Here is a 19,960-nt window from a genome sequence, read left to right on the forward strand (position 1 = left end):
GAGCTAGAAGTCGCAAGCTTAGCCTTAGCCTTCGCCTTCAGTGTTCCATTTGTTTGGCCAAGAAGTGTGCGGCGGTTTCGACTGCTTTTTGTTCCGACTCTCCAATGAAGTGAACTTTTGAGATCAAGTAGACTGCACCAATTGGGTCTCCACCAGAAATAATTGGGGCGACACAATACGATTTCACCTGCTCGACTTGTCCTGGAACCCATTCCACTGATTTCTCGATTTTTTCCGTTACAATCGTTCGCATTTGCAGAATTTCTTCGGCTTGAGAGGATAATCGCCGATTTAAATATTCTTTCTTCGATACCCCTGCCACTGCAATCATCTCGTCCCGGTCGCTAATAAAAGCGGGTGTACCTAGTGTCGCATACAGCGTTTCTGCATACTCTTGAGCAAAATCACCAAGTTCACTAATCGGGGAGTACTTTTTTAAAATGACTTCTCCATCGCGGTCCGTAAAGATTTCGAGTGGGTCTCCTTCACGAATACGAAGCGTTCTTCTAATTTCTTTCGGAATGACGACACGGCCGAGGTCATCAATTCGTCTGACGATACCTGTAGCTTTCATCCTTGTTGCCTCACTTTCGACAGAATTCAAATTTCTTTGATTTCTATCGTAGTATGCGTCAAGTTTGGGCAAAATATGCAGTCGCGGAATTACTCACCAACTGAGTGCGCTACTTCTTTAACAGCTTTAGGTAAAAGTTGCATCATTGTTTCCAAAACATCAAACGGATGATGCTTTTCTGTTTTCTTTTCATCGATCGTCACAAGTAATTGTTGTTGGCTGTTTACTTGGAATCCAACCGCACGACCAAATGCCAAAGATGCTTCCATTAACATAGCACCGTTTGTTTTTTTCGTACCTATTTCTGAAAGCTTGATCATCACTTGATTCTGTTTCTCTTTTATGGATTCAACACTTGCTTGTTTTGCCCACACTTTCATTCGAGCAATTCGCATCAAACGTTCGGCCTCAATTGGCATGTTTCCGAAACGGTCAATTAGTTCATCAACTAAATCATCATAGTCTTTCTCACTTTCCATCGCTTTGATGCGTTTATACATTTGAATCTTTTGGAATCCATCAGGTATATAAGCATCTGGCAAATAAGCATCAAATGGTAATGAAATTTCCACGTCGAGGATCTCATCCTTTTTAATACCTGTTTGTTTCTCTTCAATCGCCTCTTGTAACATTTGTGCGTACAAATCAAATCCAACAGAGTCAATAAAGCCATGTTGTTGTGAACCCAGTAGATTCCCAGCTCCGCGAATAGATAAATCACGCATAGCAATCTTGAATCCCGACCCAAGTTCCGTAAACTCTTTAATGGCTTGCAGACGTTTTTCTGCTACATCCGTTAGTACTTTGTCGCGTTGATACATGAAATATGCGTATGCCACGCGGTTTGACCGTCCTACACGACCTCTTAATTGATATAACTGCGAAAGCCCCATTCGATCTGCATTTTGCACGATCAACGTATTAACATTCGGAATATCTATTCCTGTTTCGATAATCGTTGTTGTGACTAACACATCATAATCGCCTTCTAGAAACGATAGAATGACAGATTCTAACTCTCGTTCTGTCATTTTTCCATGCGCATATCCGACACGAGCCTCAGGTACTAACATTTGAATCTCTTCTACTTTTCGTGCCATATCTTCTACACGGTTGTATAAATAAAACGATTGTCCACCACGTGCCATTTCTCGCTCAATTGCTTCTCGAACAAGCGCACCATTTTGTTCCATTACATAGGTTTGCACAGGAAAACGATTGGCTGGCGGTGTCTCGATAACAGATAAATCACGTACACCAATCATCGACATATGAAGTGTTCGTGGAATAGGAGTAGCTGTCAATGTCAACACATCGACATTCGTCTTTAATTGTTTAATCTTTTCTTTATGAGTTACACCAAATCGCTGTTCTTCATCCACGATTAGTAAGCCTAAATCATGATACACAATGTCCTTTGATAATAAACGATGTGTGCCAACCACCACATCGATTGTGCCAGCTTTTAAACCATTGATCGTTTCTGTTTGTTGTTTCTTCGAACGGAAACGACTGAGCAACCCAACCTCTACAGGGAAATCTGCAAATCGCTCTTTCATTGTTTCAAAATGCTGTTGTGCCAATATGGTCGTAGGTACCAAGAAGGCTACTTGTTTACTGTCTTGCACGGCTTTAAATGCTGCCCGTATCGCAACTTCAGTCTTCCCGTATCCAACATCCCCACAAATCAAGCGATCCATAGGACGTTCTTTTTCCATATCACGTTTAACTTCTTCAATTGAACGCAATTGGTCATCTGTTTCTTCATAGGGAAAAGCCGCTTCAAATGACTGTTGCATATCTTGATCCGGCTCAAACGCATGGCCTTTTTCAGACTCGCGTTTGGCATAAAGGATAATCAAGTCATCTGCAATGTCTTGAACTGCAGCAGATACCTTTGTCTTGGTCTTTTTCCACTCAGCGCCACCAAGTTTATGTAACTTCGGTTCTTTCTCTTCAGAGGCCACATATTTTTGGATTTGGTCAATTTGATCGACAGGCACAAATAATTTGTCTTCCGCACGATAGCGAATGTGCAAGTAGTCTTTATGGATCCCGTTGATTTCAAGTGTTTCAATGCCAATGTATTTCCCAATCCCATGGTGAATATGAACGATATGATCACCTGGTTTAATTTCCGAATAACTTTTAATGCGTTCAGCATTTGTCATTTTTTGTGGACGTGTTTTCTTTTTCGGACGCTGTTTAAAGAGTTCTTCGTCAGTCAGAACCGCCAAACGTTGGAGCGGCAATTCAAAACCACTTGAAATTTCACCTTCCACAATATAGACGCCTGGTAGTTCAGGTGCACGTTGGTCGGCTATCATATGACTTTCTATCCCGTAATCCTCCAGGACATCTTTCACTTTTTTCTGACGCTCCAGACCTTCCGCTAAGATGAAAACAAAAAACTTCCCGGCAACAAAACGTTCCATTTCATTCTTCAATACACTCATTTGCCCATGGAAATGTTGCATCGGTTTACACGAAAAAGCAACTGTTTTCTTCAAAGGAATCCCAGAAAATGTGCGCGCAAATAAAGAAAAATATACTTTTCTTTGATTCAACATCCCAAGAATTTCTTTGAAATTAAACGAAAGTTTTATGCCGTGAACCGTTTTTCCTTCTTCAAGTAATGAAACGTACCAATCTTTCTCTTCGCGTTCGAGTGAGTCCGTTGTTTCCTGGATTCGTCCAAGCTCATCGAATAACACCAAACCATCTTTAGCAAAGTAATCGCCCAAAAAAGTAGGATGCTCTTCAAAAATAGAAACATACTTGGTCATTTGTTCTGGAATATCACCTTGTCTCAGCAACTCGATGTCATGCGTGATATGTTGAAGAAGCAGTTCCTTTGTTTCGGGTTTCTTCATTTTTTTTAAGCTAGTAGCCAATGATTCTTCTAGTTTTTCGGCAAAAATGATAAGTTGCTGACGTGTCCACACAAACTCAGTGGCAGGGAGAATGCAAATCTTTTCGAGCTTTTCAATAGAACGTTGATTTTCTGCAGAAAAAGTACGAATTGAGTCAACTTCCGTATCAAAAAATTCAAGGCGTACGGGATGTTGCAAATAAATTGGATAAATATCTAAAATTCCTCCACGCAGGGCGAACTCACCTGGTGCCGTAACCATCGGTTGTCTGGAATAACCCATTGCCACCAATTGATCTAACCAATCATTTACAATCACTTCTTCCCCAATTGCCGTTTCAAGGCGACTTGCTCGCCATTGGTCCAAGTTTGGCATATGACGACGAAGTCCTGCAATTGGTGTAATGACTACTCCATGCTTTTGAGTCAGCATAAAATCAAGAGTCTCAATACGCTCGGCACGTAATTCAGGGCTCGATACAGACAAATCAGCGGCAATCAATTCATCTGCTGGATAGAGGTGAACTTCTTTTTCACCGAGTAACTTCACCATATCTTCAAATAAACGTTGTGCCTGTAACAGATTCGGTGAAACTATTAATATCGGTCTATCCATCTCATTCGCGATAGACTGCATGAATAGCGGACGTGCTCCACCGGTGAGGCCTGTGATCAGTTGCTGATCGATTCCTTTTTGAAGATCTTCGAGAACGGTATGAATATGATGATCTTTCATAAATAATTGTTGTAATGATTCCATATGAACCTCCTTATTAGAAAAGCGTAAAGCGCCACTCTAGCTCGACGCCGGTGCTGGAAGAACCGAATTCGAAAGCATGCTTTCGCATGAAGGTCTGAAGCTTAGGTGCGAGCTGGCGCTTGGAGCTACATTATAGAAAAGCTTTAGGCGCCACTCTAGCTCTATACGGGCGCTGGAACTGCACATGAAAAGATACAGATATCCTAGTTTTTTATTTAACATCGCCAACCTTTTATCGTTCCAACAAATGTTATCGTGCATATGCGCTTTGTCGCATATATACTTTTATTTTGTATATTAATAACAGAAAAAGGCTTTGTGCGCGTAAGCCGCGCCAAAGCTGATTTCTATTGTATCCAATTTTTCATCTCATAGTAGTTTGGGTTATTCTGTAAAGTTTTTTCACAATGCTCACAAGTACTCGTTATAGTTAGTGACCCTTTTTCATCTTGTGTGATGAACTCTTCAGCAAATTCTTCTTTCAGTTGCTTTACTTGACCATGTTGCAGAGCGGTACGGTCAGGTATATGCCCCATTTCAGTCTTGCAGTGTCTACACTTTACACGAATTGCCATAGCACGGACCGGCCTCCTTTTTCAAAGTATAGACCGGTCGGACTCAATTTATTCCTTAAGCGCCATTAAAACGATTCATTACTTCAAGAAATGGTGACGTTAACCACTTCTCGCATGCGTCCGCACTTTTCTTTAACGCTTCATCCATTAAAGGTTTTTCGTCAGTTGAAAACTTTGACAATACATAGTCAGGTACTTTCATCCCTGCTGGAGGACGATCAACACCGACACGAATGCGATTGAATTCTTGTGTCCCAAGATGTTGAATGATTGATTTTATGCCATTGTGACCACCAGCACTGCCTTTTTGCCGAAGTCTTAACTTACCCACCGCAAGGTCCAAATCATCGTATATGACGACGATCTGATCTTCGGATATGTCATAATAATCCATTAAAGGCACAATGCATTCCCCAGATAAATTCATATAAGTAAGCGGTTTGACTAATAACACTTTGCCTTCTGGTTGATGAATCACCGTGTACATTCCTTTAAATTTCATTTGTGTTAAGGGGGAATTAAAACGGTTTGCTAACTCATCTACAACATCGAACCCAATATTATGTCTCGTGTGTTCATATGGTTTTCCGGGATTTCCGAGTCCAATAATCATTTTCATAATCGATACGTCCTTTTCTTTCTGAATGACTCTTATTTTACCATAAAGCTTGTACTTTTTTACAAAGTCCTTATTAACTCTTGAAAACGAGGCAGCCATTTTTTAATCAGAAAAAAAGACTGTCAAATGACAGTCCACTTTTGTACCTACTTATAAACTTGATTCGCCTTCTTTTTCGGAACCTACTTGTTTATCTGCATCGACTGCTACAGCAGGTTCATCTGCAGTAGTTTCCAGTTCTTCATCCGAACGTGGAGCCGATACTGAGACTAAAGTAAAATCATCTTCATTTAAAATCGTGAAGTTTGTTTTCTCACGAATATCACCTACGGTTAAAGTTTCACCAATCGCAAGATTAGATACATCAACTTCGATTGAATCTGGAATTTCAGAAGGTTTCACTCTAACGCTAACTTCTCGGTTTGGTTGATTTACAACGCCACCTTCTCTTGCACCTATAGCAGTGCCAGTGAAAGTAACGACTACATCCACTTCAAGCTCATCCGACATATTAATGGCTAAAAAGTCTGCATGAACAACCTGACCTTTTAACACGTCCATTTGGTAATCGCTCAATACTACATTTACCTCATCGCCATCAACGTCTAGTTTCATAACGCCGTTACGACCAACTTCACGAAGAGTTTTTAGCAAGTCCAGTTCACTTACTGAAATTGAGGTTGTATCGGTTGCATAACCATATACTACTGCCGGTACAAAACCTTTTCCACGTAAGTTTGTTAAATTTGATTGTTTACCTGTATCGCGTGATTGTGCTTTTACTGTTGTAGCCATTGATTTCCACTCTCCTGTGTAAGTCATTCTACTGCTATGTTTACCCAACTTACACAAAATGAAACCTATGTCCTATTAATCAAATAAAGTACTTACTGACTTCTCTTCGAATACACGTACAATTGCCTCCGCCAATAAGTGGGCAACGGATAGTTGTTTGATTTTTGGAGAACTCTTTTCTTCAGGTAATTCAATTGAATTTGTAATAACTAATTCTTTAATTACCGAGTTATCGATACGCTCAATTGCAGGTCCTGATAATACAGGGTGTGTACAACATGCATATACTTCTTTCGCTCCGGCTTGTACAAGTGCGTTTGCGCCAATTGTGATTGTACCTGCTGTATCAATAATGTCGTCGATCAAAATCGCGATTTTACCATCTACATGACCAACAATGTTCATTACTTCTGCCACATTTGGACGCGGACGACGCTTATCAATGATGGCAATCGGCGCTTTCAATCGATCTGCCAATTTACGTGCTCGTGTAACTCCACCATGATCAGGTGAAACAATAACAATTTCAGAAGGATCAATATTTTTGGCTTGGAAATACTCTGCCAAAATTGGTACAGCCATTAAGTGGTCAATCAAGATGTCAAAGAATCCTTGGATTTGAGGTGCGTGTAAATCTAAGACGATTGTACGTGTTGCTCCAGCTGTTTCAAGTAAGTTTGCCACTAGTTTTGCAGTAATTGGTTCACGAGCACGTGCTTTACGATCTTGACGAGCATAACCGTAGTATGGAATAACCACATTTACTGTGCGTGCAGAAGCACGTTTAACAGCATCTATCATGATTAATAATTCCATTAGATTTTCATTTACAGGAGAAGAAGTTGATTGAATGATGAAAACATCACATCCGCGAATACTTTCTTCGATGTTAATTTGAACTTCACCATCAGCAAAACGGTTAACAGAGATTTTCCCTAGAGGGACTCCTACTATTTCCGTTATTTCTTTAGCAAGTGACTCATTTGAGTTTAATGAAAAGATTTTCAACTTCTTCGTGTCAGCATATTGGTAAGACATGGTGATCCTCCTGTTATTTTAAGTTTAGTTTTTTTGCGTAACCGTCTTTATTCTCTTGTCGCGCACGAGCTATCGACAAAGCTTGTGCTGGTACATTTTTCGTAATGGTTGAACCTGCTGCTACATATGCACCTTGACCAATTGTAACGGGAGCTACCAAGTTCGAGTTACACCCTACAAATGAGTCATCCTCGATCGTTGTTACGAATTTATTTTTGCCATCATAGTTAACTGTAATTGTGCCACAGCCAATATTCACACGCTCTCCAACTTCAGCATCGCCAATATAACTTAAATGCGATACTTTTGAATTGTTACCTAGTTTAGTTTTTTTAATTTCAACAAAGTTGCCAATTTTTGCTTCATTGCCAATCTCTGAATCAGGGCGAATGTGTGCAAATGGACCGACTACCGTGTCTTCTCCAATGGTACTTTGTGTTACAACGGATGAATGAACGGTTGTCCGATGACCAATTTTGCTTCCTTTGATATGGCTATTAGGACCGATTAAACAGTCTTCTCCTATTTCACTAGCCCCTTCAATGATGACACCTGGTTGTAAAATCGTATCAGAACCAATCACTGCATCCGCACTAATGTACGTATTTGATGGGTTGATGATTGTGACACCGTTTCGCATATGTTTTTCTGCAATACGATCACGCATAAGCGTTTCTGCTTGCGCAAGTGCTACACGATCGTTCACACCAAGAGTCTCTTCAAAATCATCTGTTGCGTATGCAGAGACAATTTCACCTTGTTGTTTTAAGATCTCTATTACGTCAGGTAAATAGAATTCACCTTGTGAGTTATCATTTTTCACTAACTTCAAAGCAGCAAATAATGCTAGATTGTCAAAGCAGTAAGTGCCTGAATTAATTTCTTTCACTTGTTGTTCTTCAAGAGTAGCATCTTTTTGTTCCACAATGCGTTCTACATGACCTTCTGTGTTACGTAAAATACGTCCGTAACCAGTTGGATCTTCCGGAATTCCGGTAAGAATCGTTGCTTTTGCAGACGTTTTCTCATGATGCGCAAGTAGTGCTTTCATTGTTTCAGGACGAATCAATGGTGTATCGCCACAAACAACAAGCGTTGTACCAGGTAATGTTCCAATTGCTATATCCGCTTGCAATACTGCATGTGCAGTACCAAGTTGTTGTTCTTGAAGTGCATATTCACTACGGTTCCCTAGTTGATCTTTTACCTTTTCAGCACCATGACCCACAATGGTTACAATACGTTCTGCACCAATTCCTTGTATATGATCCACTACGTGCTCCACCATAGGTTTCCCACATACAGGATGTAATACTTTATATAATTTGGACTTCATACGTGTTCCTTGACCAGCAGCTAAAACCACTGCGTATGTATGTGTCATTTTGTGAGTCCTCCAGTTATAGTCATTTTACTCTTTTGACTATAGCCGAAATACACCTTTAATTCAAGGTTTTCAAGCTTGACAAAATGATGACAAAACTATTAATATTATTAGTTTTCATTAACAGAGAATATTTAACAACTAGTTTCTACGCAATTCTAGTTGCTGATTTAGTATGTTTCTTTATAGCAAACTGATAGACAAATAGTTAATACAAAAAAAGAAACCTATCATGTTAGATGACAAGTTTCTTGGATTTTTAAGCTCCCGCTTCTTCATATGTGATTATTTCTTGTTCGCTTGGTTCATAATAAGCTTTTAATACAGCCTCTTGAATCTTTGTTCGTGTTCCTGAATTAATCGGATGTGCAACATCACGAAATTCTCCATCTGGAGTTCGTTTACTTGGCATCGCTACGAATAGTCCTGCGTTGCCGTCAATGACTCGAATATCATGCACGACAAACTCGTTGTCGAGTGTGATGGAAGCAATGGCACGCATACGGCCATCTGTTTGTACTCTACGCAATCTTACATCAGTTACTTCCATTCTCTCACCACCTTTCTTCTTAGATGACTTACAGACTCTGAAAACTATATTCTACATACATTACTTATTTCCCTCTTTTTTGACGGAATTTTTAAAATATTTAATCTGAAAATCCTGTTTACAAGGTTGGCCGTCGCTGTGCAATAAATTTTAGAGTCTAGCAGAACGCAAGAAAAAATGGAAAAATGACGCCAGATTCTTTATTGTGATCGAAAACTTTTAATAATCGCTGTCACATCCAGGTTCTCTGGTCGTTGTGGAAGCAGAAGCAGGTATAAGAGAATGCTTAGTCTAGTCTATAACGGGAACTTCTTCAGTCGCCTCTATTTAAGGTGGAAAAACTTTGAACGCTGGGTTAAGGGGAGTACCCAATCGCGTTTCAAACAGAAAAATGCCAAGAAAGATATAAACTTCTTTCTCGGCATGGTTATTTGTTACTCGGTAACCACATAATATTCTTTTGTATCTCCATTTTAAAAAACAACTTTAGCATCAGTTGCAGTATAGCCTTCTTTTTAAGCTATGTACTTCATTGTTGATTTTTACCTATTAAAAGATATGGAGAAAAGCTTTCTGCTCATGTTTCTATTTCTGCATCGCTAGGCTAGCTTCGAAACATGAAAGTGCGCTGCATCGCTAGGCTAGCTTCGAAACATATAGAACGTTGCATCGCTTCGCTGCTTGTCGCAAAGGAACAAGGGCTTAAGGCACCACATCGTGTGGCAACGCCTTCGTCACAAACATCCTGCTGGCCCGAGGAGGCTCGGCGGTTCGCTCGAGGAAAGCGGAGTATTTATGCAGAATATCAAGTAGGGTTTAACTTAGCTAATGTTTAAAAAAAGAAACCATCAAGTCTTGTCTCGATGGTTTCTCTATTATTTAACCTACAACTGCAATGACTTCAATTTCAACTTTTGCATCTTTCGGCAAACGAGCTACTTCTACAGTTGAACGTGCCGGTTTATGCTCTCCAAAATGCTGTCCATAAATGTCATTTAAGACAGCAAAATCATTCATGTCTTTAATAAATACCGTTGTCTTCACCACTTGTTGTAATGAAGATCCGGCTTCTTCTAAAACCGCTTTTAAATTTGCGAACACTTGGTTTGTTTGTTCAACAATAGATCCTTCCGTCATGTCTCCCTCTGCATTTAAGGGAATTTGTCCCGAACTATAAAACATGCCATTTACAACCATGCCTTGAACATATGGTCCAATTGCTGCTGGTGCTTTTGTTGTAGATACCGTCTTCATTGTTTATTTCCACCTTTCGAAAAGTAATTGCCTTCTGTTAATGCAATCGTACGATTTTTTTCATTTACTTCGTGTAATTTAACCAAGGATAGATAGTTTTCAACTAATTGCTCACCCGCATGTTCGGTTTCGACTAACACAGCAACACCCGCAACTTCACAATTAAATTCTTCAAGCAAGTTTTTCATGCCATTCATCGTACCGCCGACTTTCATGAAGTCATCTGTTATGAGCACACGTTGGCCACTCTTCATACTGCGTTTTGACAATACCATTGTTTGAATGCGACGGGAAGATCCGGAAACATAATTAATGCTGACGGTCGATCCTTCAGTTACCTTGCTGTCACGTCGTACAACCACGACCGGTACATTTAAATGACGAGCAATTGCATGCGCAATCGAGATTCCTTTCGTTGCTACCGTCATGATGGCATCGATTGGTTCTTTAGCGAAAGCGGAGGCAAATACTTTTCCGACACGGTTCATCAATTCAGGGTTACCAAGCAAGTCCGTCATATATAGATAACCACCAGGTAACAAGCGATCAGAGTGTCCAAGCTCTTCCATAAAATCTCGGATCACTTCACGAACAGCTTCATCACGCATCCGTGGAATATATTTAACACCGCCAGCTGCACCCGGAACAGTCATTAATAAACCAATGCCTTTTTCTTCAAATGTTTCTTTTACAATAGTTAAATCCTCACTAATAGAAGATTTAGCCGATTGATACATATCTGCAAATATCGTTAACGGAATCAACTGTTTTGGATGGTCTAACAAATAATGAGTCATATCCACCAGACGCTCACTGCGTTTCCACTTCATGGGCCACACTCCTAAACACGAATGTTTTATATGTAAATTACCACAATTATACGGTTTTAATCAAGTGAATCCCGTTCTCCTAATAGTCGCACCACATACACCTCATCACAAAAGCCGCGTAAACCATTATATATACGGTTCACTCTTGACTCGTGCTGAACTACGCCAAACACAGTTGGACCACTCCCGCTCATTAAAACTGCATCAGCTCCAAACTTAGTCATTTGCTCTTTAATGGTTGAAACTTCTGGATGCAGCTTTAACGTAACTGATTCTAAAGCATTCCCCATCGATTCACACATTAATTCATAGTCTTTCTCTTGGATTGCCCGAATCATCGCTTTCGTATCCGGATGAATGACTTCATGTAATTTCAAGCCACCGTAGACATCTGCAGTTGAAACACCAATCGACGGTTTCGCTAAAATAATCCAACAATTTGGAGGAGCGGTCAGTTCTTGAATTTGTTCGCCTCTACCTGTTGCTAGAGCAGTTCCCCCATACACACAAAAGGACACATCTGAGCCAATCTTAGCACCATGTTCAGCTAATTGGTCAACTGTTAATTTTAATTTCCAAAGTTCATTTAACCCTTTAAGAGTGGCTGCCGCATCACTACTACCACCTGCAAGTCCTGCTGCAACCGGAATCTTCTTTTCTAGTGTAATGGACACGCCTTTTTTTATACCATATGTATCTTTTAATAGTTTCGCCGCCTGATAAGCTAAATTACGGTGGTCATCAGGCACAAAGCGATCTGCTGAAATGATACGAATTTGACCATCATTGCGTGATTCTAATCCAATACGATCAGCTAAATCCACTGTCGTCATAATCATCTCTACTTCATGATAGCCGTCTTCTCGTTTACCAAGTACATCTAAAGTCAGATTAATTTTTGCAGGTGCTTTCACGTAAAGCATCTAGAATGCCTCCCTTATCTATTATTGCTGTTCCCTATTTTACCACAGCTTATGATGAAGAAAAGGCAATTCGAAAAGCACAAAGTATAACAGACTTGAATTGGCTAATTGTCAAAAGAGAAGATCATCTATGATAAATCATGATGAAGTAAAAAAAGGCGGATTTCTCCGCCTTGTCAGTCCTATAAAGATTTTGTCTGTGAGAGTACTTGCAGTAAGGTGTAAAGAAAAAATCTTTCACCTATCCGTGATTACGCGTCACAAGATGAAGAACATAAAAGAAGGGAATTGATCCCGCGATTACTTGTATCGATTTTCTCTGTTCATTAACCCGGCCTGCGCTATTTCAACTGCTCGTTTCACCATATTCCCAGCATCACGAGATGAAATACCTCCCCAACCGTCCCGCTCAACGACTTCGTAAAATCCAAGTTCTTTCGCAATTTCTTCTTTTAGTCGATCCGACATTACACCTTTACGTGTCATGCTTTTTCCTCCTCTTGAGGACTGACAAATGTAGTATGGTCTAAAAACAAAAAAACACTCACGGATTATGAAATCCGTGAGTGTTTTGCTAAAATGAGTACATAAGTGCGAAAGATTATTTGACGACTACAAGTTCTTGCATTCCGTCAACAATTGTAATTTCAACTGCTTCAGTTAGAATATCTGTGTAGCTGTAAGACACACGTTCAAAAGCATTTTCGTCCTGATCAAGATCTACTACGAAAACTGCATGATACGTTTCACGTAAAATGCCTGCTCGTTCAATGGTTTTCTTGCGACCACCGTTTGCTTTTAATTGCAAACGTTTGCCTAAATGACAATCTAAAGACTTCTTGATATCAGCTAAAGTTTTTGGCATTTCGCTTACACCTCACTTAGTGATAATCATACCATATGGAGAAATAATTGTCAACCGAATTTATCATTTTAACAATGACTAAATGTGTTTGTCAATAATTTTTTTTAAATCGGTAGTTCTTTTTTATGATAAGTGCCTTCAGATTGTTACAAAAGAGCTATTTTCACAAATTATCTATGTTAAAAACGATTGCTGTATATACATTTTACGAGCCATATAACCAATCTCCTGATTATTATTCAACCTCAACGTCATTCTTCACCAAACTTTTGAAATTAGGGTAAAGTAAATCCGCTAACTTTCCAAACTCTTGAATCGATAACGTTTCGCCTCGACGCGTTGGATCGATGTCTGCTTCTTGCAGTGCATCTAAAATTAACCCTTTCTTTTCTTTCCCGTGTGGCAATTGTGATTGTAAATTGTTTAAAATTGTTTTTCTACGTTGTGCAAATGATGAACGAGAAACCGTGAATAAGAAATCCTCATCGATAACGGTTACTGGAGGTTGCTCATGACGTGTTAATTTGATGACAGCCGAATCCACGTTTGGTTGAGGCATAAACACGGTTTTAGGAACCATCATAGCGATTTCAGCAGCCATATAATATTGAATGGCTATCGATAAAGAACCGTATGCTTTCGTGCTTGGTTTTGCTGTAATGCGATCTGCTACTTCTTTTTGCATCATGACAACCATTCCACGGATTGGAAGTTTCTCCATTAGCAGCTTGATTAAGATAGGTGTTGTTACATAGTAAGGCAAGTTTGCGACAACCATTACGTCTTCATAACCAGCTAATTTCTCTTGCATGACTTCTGTTACATTAGCTTTTAATATATCGGAATGGATGATTTCTACATTTGGGTAAGGAGATAATGTATCTTCTAGAACAGGTAAGAGACGTTGATCGATTTCAAAAGCAACGACTTGACCCGCTTTGCGTGCTAAATGCTCCGTCAAAGCACCAATCCCAGGACCAATTTCAATAGCCGCGGATTCTTTTGTTAAATCCGCATGACTGACGATGTTATGAAGAATATTTGGATCGATTAAAAAATTCTGTCCTAAACTCTTTTTAAAGGAAAAACCATATTTTTTCAATATTTCTTGTGTACGTTTTGGTGTTGCAATATCTTTACTCATCTATATCCTCCTGATCCAATTGTGCTAAGGCTTTGTTAAATTGCCCGATATCAATTTGGAACATTGATAATCTTTTTTGAAGTTGTTTTCCATTGGTATATCCAATTTGTAATAGTTCACCGAGTCGATTACGACGCATTTTAGAATCAGGATGACCAATCAACCGTGATTCCATAAGTATATATAACGGAATATCTTCTGTTTTATTTAGAGGATTTCTCGGTGTATAGACATTTTGGAGAGCAGATCGAATATCTTCATCTGCTGCATGTTCAATTCCTAAACCTTTGCCGTTCTTCGCAATTGTTTTTTCTTTTGGTAAAAATGCATGCTTAACGCCTGGCACATGTTCTTCAATGATTGCACGAATACGTCTTCCAGGGTAGTCGGGGTCCGTAAAAACGATAACGCCTCTTTTAGTCTGTGCATGCTGAATTCGACGAAGGGTTTCAGGCGAAATCGCTGATCCATTCGTTTCAATTGTATCTGCTCCTACAGCTCGTTTGATCGCTGTAGTATCATCTTTTCCTTCCACCACAATAACCTCTTCAATAACCACGATTCGATGCCTCATTTCTAACACGTTCTTTGACTATATTACTTGTGCTTGGTCTCGTTGTACAGAATAAGAAAAGCATAGAAGCCCACTCTTGCTCGATGCCGACGCTGGAAGGACCGATTTCGAAAGCCCGCTCTCGCTGGAGAAACTGAAGCTTAGGTACGAGCTTGGCTTCGGATCTAAACAGGTACTATAATACAATGTGCCATATGTAAATTAATTCTTTCCTATATACGAGAAAAAGCTTTCCCTAAACATGAGGGAAAGCTGGGTTCAATTAGTCTAGTATCTTGATTTTTACTTTTTTACGTCCAAAACCGAACGCTTGATCAGTAGTTGGCATGAATAAGTCAATTTTCATTCCTTTAATTGCTCCACCAGTATCACCTGCAACTGCATATCCGTATCCTTCAACCCACACCTTGGAGCCTAACGGAATAACCTCGGGGTCAACCGCTATTACTTTCAAACTAGGATTAGAACGAAGATCGATACCAGTAGCGGTAATTCCCGAACAGCCATTACAGTATGCCGTGTATGCCGTAGCGGATACGTAAAATTCTTTCCCACCTGAAGGCGCTTCTGTTGTGGACCCACGTGATACGCTTGCTGTTACAACTTTTGTACCAACAGCTACAACTTTTTTCAATGGCTCTTTCACAACATCTTCACTTTTTAAAACACGAGAAACTTGTTTACCATTTTCAGAAACAATCTCATAAGTGCGTTTAGTTAGTCCTTCTTTGCCTTCTTGAACTACTTTTTCCTTGCCTTTTAAAATATTCTTATCAATACGTGTTTCCACAGCAAAATTCGTTGCTGCTTCCACTACATCGGTGACTTTTTCTACGCGAACGACTTGTATAACATCGTTTGGAATCACGAGGTCTTCCATTCTTTGCTCGACACGATCAAATTCATTCATTTGAATCTCTTGTTGTTTTAAAAAGTCAGCGACCGTAGTCGAAGTGGACCAAATCTTCTTTTCATTTACGCCATCTACAAGCGTTACTGGAAACGCTTTTTCAATTGCAATGTTTTCGTTGGGTCCGACCTTTGCATCTAGCTCAGGTGTTAACTTATCATGCTCAGAAACTTCTATATTGGCTTCTGTTAATACTTGACTCACTTGATCAGCAGTTGTTTGTATCGTTTGTTCCTTACCATCAACTGTAATCGTAATTTTTTTTGCCTGTTCCCACTCGATTGAAATTCCATCTTCAATCAACGTGTTCACTGAGGGTGAAACTAAATCAGCTTTAGAAACTTGAATGTTATGCTCATTTAACAAGTCTCCAACTGTATCTGCATGGGTACGAATATCTTGCTGTTTACCATTAACCGTAAAAGCTACGGTATTTTTTGTTCCTACGAAAAGAACTGCTGATATGACTGAAACGAACAAGATTATTCCTATTAGAACTAACCCTGCTTGTTTACTCCTCAATGTGTTGGTGAACAGTTTTTTCATGAGAATTTTTGACATGAAAAACGCCTCCTTATCACTTTTGTGATTATATAGATATCAAAAATGACTGTCAACCATTAGCGATTAGTCAAACTATTCAGGTCAAAAGAACATCTTCTACCCAAGTATTGGATAGAAGACCAAGTTTTATACATTTAAATTGTAAAATTTTATGGCATTTTTAGTTGTCGCTCTTGCTACTTCTTCTACGGGTATATTTTTTAACCGTGCAATTTCATCAGCCACAAGTGGGACGAGACTAGGTTCATTGCGTTTACCACGATGAGGATGCGGTGCTAAGTAAGGGGCATCAGTCTCAATCATTAAATGGTCTAATGAAATTTCTGTAGCCACTTCTTTAGGTGTTTTTGCATTTTTAAAGGTTACGGGTCCTCCGAGTGAAATCATGAAATTTAAATTGATGCAAATTTTTGCTGTTTCGACACTTCCACCGAAACAATGCATAACACCACCGGTTATCTCCGCATGCTCTTCTTGTAAGATGCGAATTACATCTTCAGTAGCGTCTCTATTGTGAATGACAATTGGTAAATTTACCTTTTGTGCTAAACGAATTTGTTTTCGGAATAATTCCTGTTGGATATCGTGCGGAGACTTTTCCCAATGGTAATCCAAGCCCGTTTCGCCTATTGCCACTACTTTTGGATGTGCAGCTAATTCCTCGATCCACAGCAAGTCTTCTTCGGTACAGTCAATTGCATCAACGGGATGCCATCCTACAACTGCATATATAAAGTCATATTGTTCAGCTAGTGAAATTGCTCGCTCAATTGTTTTGCGATCAAACCCGATGACCACCATATAGTTGACTCTCGCTTCTAATGCTCGGTCAATTACTTGTTGTAAATCTTCATCATATTGATCTGCATTTAAATGGACATGTGTATCTATATACATAAATTTTCGCCTCACATAATCTCTATTTTAGTCTTTTAACTTATGTCATACATCTCTTGTTTGTAACAATTTGATGTCAAAGACATGTTTTTTGCATAACAAACCATTCTGCATGATTTTCCAAACAACTATCTTAATAAATATAAAAATTTTTAATAATTGCATCAGAAGTTTCTGACGTACAAACAAAAAGCCTGTTCAGCAATTGCTAAACAGGCATTAACTATAACGTTTATTTCACTTTCGCACCGTTTTCAAGCTTTTCATCAACCGTTGCAAGTGTTAAATATCCGTCTTTTTCACCTGCAAGAATCATTCCTTGTGACAACTCGCCACGCAGTTTTACAGGTTTTAAGTTAGCTACGACAATCACTTTTTGCCCTACCAGTTCTTCTGGTTTATAGTTTTTCGCTATTCCAGATACCACTTGACGTTGCTCATATCCTAGATCCACTTGTAGTTTCAACAACTTGTCCGTCTTTGGCATTGCTTCACATGCCGTCACGGTTGCTACACGCAAATCCACATTCATGAACTCATCAATTGTGATTTCGGGAACTTCCGGTACCTCTTCTTCTTGTACAACTTCAGGTTCTTCCTGCTTTACCGATCCGCGCATTTGTTCTTGAATATAAGCAACCTCTGTTTCCACTTCAAGTCTTGGAAAAATTGGTACTCCTTTTTCAATCACCTTCGTACCTGTAGCAATTGTAGAGGAATTCTCTAATGAAGCCCATGTTAATCCATCAGCAGATAAACCAAGTTGCTCTGCAATTTGTTTCGGTGCATTTGTCATAAACGGTTGTAAATAAATCGCTATGTGACGAAGACTTTCCGCCAAATTCCACATAACTGAACCAAGTTTTGGTTTATCGGATTCTTCTTTTGCCAGAACCCAAGGCTGTGTTTCGTCTATATATTTGTTCGTACGCGAAACAAGCGACCATAAATCACTTAAAACGAGACTGAATTGCATCTTTTCCATATTCGACTCATACTTTTCTTTCACTTCTTTAGCATGAGTTTGTAAAGAAACATCAAATTCAGTTGCTTCATTATTTTCGGTTGGAATACGTCCGTCAAAATATTTATTCATCATCGAAACCGTACGATTCAATAAGTTACCTAAGTCATTTGCTAAGTCGAAGTTCGAACGTTCAACAAAGGATTCCGGTGAAAATACACCATCTGAACCAAATGGAAGTTCACGTAATAAGAAATAGCGTGTAGCATCTAAACCATATCGATCAACCAATATTTCTGGTGTTACGACATTCCCTTTCGACTTCGACATTTTGCCATCTTTCATCATAATAAAACCGTGAGCAAATACTTTCTTTGGTAATGGTAAATCTAACGCCATTAAGAAAATCGGCCAATAGATTGTGTGGAATCGTACAATATCTTTCCCGACAACATGTACATCTGCAGGCCAAAATTTGTTAAACAAGGATTCATCATCCGATTTGTAACCAAGTGCCGTAATATAATTGGACAAAGCATCTACCCAGACATAAATTACGTGATCGGCATCCCCAGGAACACGAATTCCCCAATCGAAAGAAGTACGTGACACTGATAAGTCTTCTAGACCTGGTTTGATAAAGTTATTGATCATCTCGTTTTTTCTTGATTCCGGTTCAATGAATTCCACGTTTTCTTCATAATACTTCAGCAAACGATCTGCATACTTTTTCATATTAAAGAAATAGGACTCTTCTTTTACTTTATTTACAGGTCGCCCACAGTCTGGACAGTTCCCATTTTCTAACTGAGTCTCAGTGAAATACGATTCACAAGGCGTACAGTATAACCCTTCGTATTCACCTTTATAAATATCCCCATTATCTAAAAACAACTGGAAGATTTTCTCTACGCCTTCTTTATGACGTTGTTCAGTTGTACGAATGAAATCGTCATTCGAAATGTCCATTAGTTCCCAAACTTTTTTCGCTGCTTCCGCAATTTCATCTACATAAGATTGTGGATTTTTACCTGCTTCTTGTGCTTTTTCTTGTATTTTTTGGCCATGTTCATCCATACCAGTCAAAAAATGAACATCGAATCCACGTAATCGTTTATAGCGAGCCATTGCATCTGATGCAACTGTCGTATAGGCGGTTCCAATGTGGAATTTCCCGCTTGGATAATAAATGGGAGTGGTAATATAAAATGAATTATTTTGCTTGTTCACGTAAATTCGCCCCTTCGTTCCTATAAAGTTGTAGTTCTATTCTATCGGAGTAACGGATGTGTTTCAATATTAGAAGATTAGCAGGAATTGTCGAATAATCGTTATTGTTAATTCTACTCCTTTTACTTTCATTTTTTTGAAAACTTATCTACAATTTGAAAAAACGATATCAAAAAAGTTGTAATATCAGTATAAAATATCACTTTTTTATCAAAATAACATTCGAATCAAACACATTAATTATTGACGGATATGGGAGTACTTGGTATGATTAGTACCAGACAACTGATAAATGTCGAATTTTGACGAATTACATATTTAACTCGAGGGGAGCACTTTTCATGAAATCTACAGGTATCGTTCGTAAAGTTGATGAATTAGGACGCGTAGTGATTCCAATCGAACTTCGCCGTACTTTAAGTATTGCAGAGAAAGATGCATTGGAAATATACGTGGATGACGATAAAATCATCTTAAAAAAATATTTACCAAATATGACGTGTGCAGTAACTGGTGAAGTATCAGATGACAACCTACGTTTAGTAGGCGGAAAATTGATCTTAAGCCCAGAAGGCGCAGATTTATTAGTTAAAGAGATCCAATCTAGCTTAAACAAATAAGTGCAAAATCCGAAGCGA

At 39.1% G+C, this 19,960-nt stretch carries 19 protein-coding genes; 1 reads left to right on the forward strand and 18 read right to left on the reverse strand.

The genetic code is table 11. The features are described from left to right. Positions 1-37 precede the first annotated feature (37 nt). The 18 genes from spoVT to metG form a co-directional block, all read right to left on the reverse strand. Positions 38-574 carry a stage V sporulation protein T gene (gene spoVT, locus GY23_RS16765; protein WP_075620337.1) on the reverse strand — a complete coding sequence of 179 codons (537 nt, stop codon included), beginning with the start codon at positions 572-574 and terminating at the stop codon, positions 38-40. 89 nt (positions 575-663) lie between these two features. After that, the gene (gene mfd, locus GY23_RS16770; RefSeq protein ID WP_075620338.1) at positions 664-4,206 is read right to left on the reverse strand and encodes a transcription-repair coupling factor; all 3,543 of its coding nucleotides are present in this window, start codon (positions 4,204-4,206) and stop codon (positions 664-666) included. Positions 4,207-4,553: 347 nt separating this feature from the next. Next, complete coding sequence (locus GY23_RS16775) at positions 4,554-4,781, reverse strand: anti-sigma-F factor Fin (protein ID WP_075620339.1); 228 nt, start codon at positions 4,779-4,781, stop codon at positions 4,554-4,556. Positions 4,782-4,836: 55 nt separating this feature from the next. Beyond that, entirely contained in the window at positions 4,837-5,400 is a 564-nt protein-coding gene (gene pth, locus GY23_RS16780; protein ID WP_075620340.1) for an aminoacyl-tRNA hydrolase, read from the reverse strand. Positions 5,401-5,550: 150 nt separating this feature from the next. Beyond that, positions 5,551-6,195, reverse strand: coding sequence for a 50S ribosomal protein L25/general stress protein Ctc (locus GY23_RS16785; protein ID WP_075620341.1), 645 nt, complete (start codon positions 6,193-6,195; stop codon positions 5,551-5,553). A 75-nt stretch (positions 6,196-6,270) separates the two neighbouring features. Continuing rightward, positions 6,271-7,233: a ribose-phosphate diphosphokinase gene (locus GY23_RS16790; protein WP_075620342.1), complete on the reverse strand. Its 963-nt coding sequence runs from the start codon at positions 7,231-7,233 to the stop codon at positions 6,271-6,273. Between the two features lie 13 nt (positions 7,234-7,246). Next, on the reverse strand, positions 7,247-8,617 hold the full coding sequence (gene glmU / locus GY23_RS16795; RefSeq protein WP_075620343.1) for a bifunctional UDP-N-acetylglucosamine diphosphorylase/glucosamine-1-phosphate N-acetyltransferase GlmU: 1,371 nt from the start codon (positions 8,615-8,617) through the stop codon (positions 7,247-7,249). Between the two features lie 259 nt (positions 8,618-8,876). Then, positions 8,877-9,167, reverse strand: coding sequence for a septation regulator SpoVG (gene spoVG / locus GY23_RS16800; RefSeq protein WP_075620344.1), 291 nt, complete (start codon positions 9,165-9,167; stop codon positions 8,877-8,879). An 879-nt stretch (positions 9,168-10,046) separates the two neighbouring features. Continuing rightward, entirely contained in the window at positions 10,047-10,421 is a 375-nt protein-coding gene (locus GY23_RS16805; RefSeq protein ID WP_075620345.1) for a RidA family protein, read from the reverse strand. Further along, on the reverse strand, positions 10,418-11,251 hold the full coding sequence (purR, locus tag GY23_RS16810) for a pur operon repressor (RefSeq protein WP_075620346.1): 834 nt from the start codon (positions 11,249-11,251) through the stop codon (positions 10,418-10,420). The genes GY23_RS16805 and purR overlap by 4 nt, the downstream gene beginning before the upstream one ends. Positions 11,252-11,307: 56 nt before the next feature. Continuing rightward, entirely contained in the window at positions 11,308-12,174 is an 867-nt protein-coding gene (gene ispE, locus GY23_RS16815) for a 4-(cytidine 5'-diphospho)-2-C-methyl-D-erythritol kinase (protein WP_075620347.1), read from the reverse strand. 300 nt (positions 12,175-12,474) lie between these two features. Continuing rightward, entirely contained in the window at positions 12,475-12,660 is a 186-nt protein-coding gene (locus GY23_RS16820; RefSeq protein WP_075620348.1) for a small, acid-soluble spore protein, alpha/beta type, read from the reverse strand. Between the two features lie 115 nt (positions 12,661-12,775). Then, the gene (veg, locus tag GY23_RS16825) at positions 12,776-13,039 is read right to left on the reverse strand and encodes a biofilm formation stimulator Veg (RefSeq protein WP_017380254.1); all 264 of its coding nucleotides are present in this window, start codon (positions 13,037-13,039) and stop codon (positions 12,776-12,778) included. 235 nt (positions 13,040-13,274) lie between these two features. After that, complete coding sequence (gene rsmA, locus GY23_RS16830) at positions 13,275-14,183, reverse strand: 16S rRNA (adenine(1518)-N(6)/adenine(1519)-N(6))-dimethyltransferase RsmA (protein WP_075620349.1); 909 nt, start codon at positions 14,181-14,183, stop codon at positions 13,275-13,277. Next, positions 14,176-14,742 carry a ribonuclease M5 gene (gene rnmV, locus GY23_RS16835; RefSeq protein WP_075620350.1) on the reverse strand — a complete coding sequence of 189 codons (567 nt, stop codon included), beginning with the start codon at positions 14,740-14,742 and terminating at the stop codon, positions 14,176-14,178. The genes rsmA and rnmV overlap by 8 nt, the downstream gene beginning before the upstream one ends. A gap of 277 nt (positions 14,743-15,019) precedes the next feature. Continuing rightward, positions 15,020-16,228, reverse strand: a complete 1,209-nt coding sequence (locus GY23_RS16840; protein WP_075620351.1) for a G5 and 3D domain-containing protein — start codon at positions 16,226-16,228, stop codon at positions 15,020-15,022. A gap of 129 nt (positions 16,229-16,357) precedes the next feature. Then, complete coding sequence (locus GY23_RS16845; RefSeq protein ID WP_075620352.1) at positions 16,358-17,128, reverse strand: TatD family hydrolase; 771 nt, start codon at positions 17,126-17,128, stop codon at positions 16,358-16,360. Positions 17,129-17,360: 232 nt separating this feature from the next. Beyond that, the gene (gene metG, locus GY23_RS16850) at positions 17,361-19,322 is read right to left on the reverse strand and encodes a methionine--tRNA ligase (RefSeq protein WP_075620353.1); all 1,962 of its coding nucleotides are present in this window, start codon (positions 19,320-19,322) and stop codon (positions 17,361-17,363) included. Between the two features lie 341 nt (positions 19,323-19,663). Here metG and GY23_RS16855 point away from each other — a divergent pair, with 341 nt between their 5' ends. Then, positions 19,664-19,942 (forward strand): transition state genes transcriptional regulator AbrB, encoded by a 279-nt coding sequence (locus GY23_RS16855; protein ID WP_075620354.1) that lies wholly within the window; start codon positions 19,664-19,666, stop codon positions 19,940-19,942. The last annotated feature ends 18 nt before the right edge of the window (positions 19,943-19,960 follow it).

It is taken from the genome of Paenisporosarcina indica, from assembly GCF_001939075.1.
GTDB lineage: Bacteria > Bacillota > Bacilli > Bacillales_A > Planococcaceae > Paenisporosarcina > Paenisporosarcina indica.